General features: G+C 68.3%; 2 protein-coding genes. Both read right to left on the bottom strand.

The annotated features are described in order from the left end of the window. Positions 1 to 118: 118 nt before the first annotated feature. The gene (locus K3F48_RS23695) at positions 119 to 538 is read right to left on the bottom strand and encodes a hypothetical protein (protein WP_255609730.1); all 420 of its coding nucleotides are present in this window, start codon (positions 536 to 538) and stop codon (positions 119 to 121) included. A 28-nt stretch (positions 539 to 566) separates the two neighbouring features. Continuing rightward, on the bottom strand, positions 567 to 1,586 hold the full coding sequence (locus tag K3F48_RS23690; protein ID WP_222577895.1) for a phage protease: 1,020 nt from the start codon (positions 1,584 to 1,586) through the stop codon (positions 567 to 569). Between the last annotated feature and the right edge of the window lie 170 nt (positions 1,587 to 1,756).

The raw sequence follows: 1,756 nt of genomic DNA, 5'->3' as shown, positions 1-1,756 counted from the left end.
GTGACGCCCTTCAAAGCGTCGTTGAAGATGAAGTTGAAGCTCTGAAAAATCGCGTCGAGAACCGACGGCGTGATGATCGCAGGCATGGTTCATTTTCCTCGAGAGACGGATCGCCGGTTCAGGAGAACCGCACCCAGACGCCGGCGGCCTCGACGTCGTAGATCACGCCGGCCACCGGCCGCGCATTGCTGTTCGATGTCCTGGCGACGGTGTGATCGTCGACGACATAGGCGTTTGCTCCGATGTCGCCGAGCGCGATCGGATCGGCCGCGGCATTGTCGAAGAGGAAGATCCCGACCTTCGTTTCGACGCTCTGCGCGCCGTCGACGCCGAGGCGGTTATCCGCATTGGCCATGGCGACGCCGACGATCTTCAGCGTGTTGCTGGCCGAGGCCGGCACGGCGACCGCCGCGGAGCCGGAGCCGGAAAGCGCGACCATCGCGCCTTCCCAGATGACGGTGGACGCCGCCACGGGCAGGCGGCGCGTCGTGGTGCTGTAGCGTTCGCGGACCAGATGTCCCTTTTGCAAAGCGGCCATCGCCGATGTCTCCTATGAGGCGCGCGGATCAGGCTGCAGGCTGCGCGGCGAGAAATTCGGCGAAGGCCTTCTCGTCGAGGCCCATGGCCAGAGCGGCGGCCTTTCGATCGGCGTTGAGCGCCACCTGCGTCGCCGGTTCGGTCTTGCCGATGTTCGAGGGCGTGAACACGCTCGGCTGCAGGCCGACGAACTTCGTCACTTCGGCGAGGCCCGCCTCGGTCGCGCAGAGGCCGATGTAAAAATCCCTGGTCGCCGGCGCGATCTTGCCGTCCTTCACGGCCTGCTCGACGAGCGCGGCCGCCTTGGCCTTGCGGTCGCCCTCGGCGGCGGCGTTGAGGGCCGCCTCGGCGCCGGTCGCGCGCGCCAGCACCGCGTCGTAATCGGCGCGGGGCACATAGAGCGAGAGAGCGGGCGTCTGCGTCGCATTGAGCGACGTCTGCATCTTCTCGAGGGCCGCCAGCACATCGGCGAGCGAGGCCGTCTCGGGCAGGCCGAGCTTCTTGAGCAGCTCCTTGTCCATGTCGTTCTCCTGATGCGCATTGAGCGCGGGCATGCTGAAATTGGGCCGATTGACGAGGCCGGCGCCGGCGATCGCCGCCACCGCGCCCTTGTCGTCATGCAGCAGCGCCGGCGAGAGATAGCGATAGGAGCGCGCCGCCAGCGCCGCGCGCCCGCTCTCGGTCCAATCGACGCGCCCCCACACGGCGCCGTCGCGCGCCTGCAGCTCCTCGATCCATCCGGCGGCGGGACTCTCCTCGCCGCGCGGCGCTTTCAGGAACTGCGCGTGATTGATGTCGATCGGCAGCTTCAGCCCGCGCGCCATTGTGGCGGCGACGAGCGCGGCGGGATCGGCGATCTTGAACATGCGGCCGTCCGCGCCGCGCAGCACTGGGCCGGCGGGCGCCACCATCACCCAATCGGGAAGCGCCTCGCCCTCGAGATTGAGCGCGATGGCTTCGCCGATCGCCGTTGCCGAGACGGCGTGGCAGAGCGCGAGGCGGGGAGGGCTTGCATCGGTGTGGATCATGCGGTCACTATGGCCACGCACCGCCCCGCCGCGGGAGGGAGACAGCTGTCTCCCTCGCAGCCCTTCCGCTGGTCGCGATACTCCCGACATTCCGCGCCGAACGGCGCGCGAGACCGAGCCGAGCGCGGAGCCGACGCGCCGCCTCCGCATTGCGCGCGCGTTGAAAGCTCATTTTAAGCCGTGGAAGCGTT

The organism is Methylosinus sp. Sm6 (genome assembly GCF_019802345.1).
Lineage (GTDB): Bacteria > Pseudomonadota > Alphaproteobacteria > Rhizobiales > Beijerinckiaceae > Methylosinus.
Note: the sequence above shows the minus strand (reverse complement) of the source record. Positions and strands in the feature narration are given on the sequence as shown.

What these genes read in the sequence shown, in the direction of transcription:
- K3F48_RS23695 (WP_255609730.1), bottom strand. Translation starts at nt 538, where the DNA reads ATGGCCGCTTTGCAAAAGGGACATCTGGTCCGCGAACGCTACAGCACC.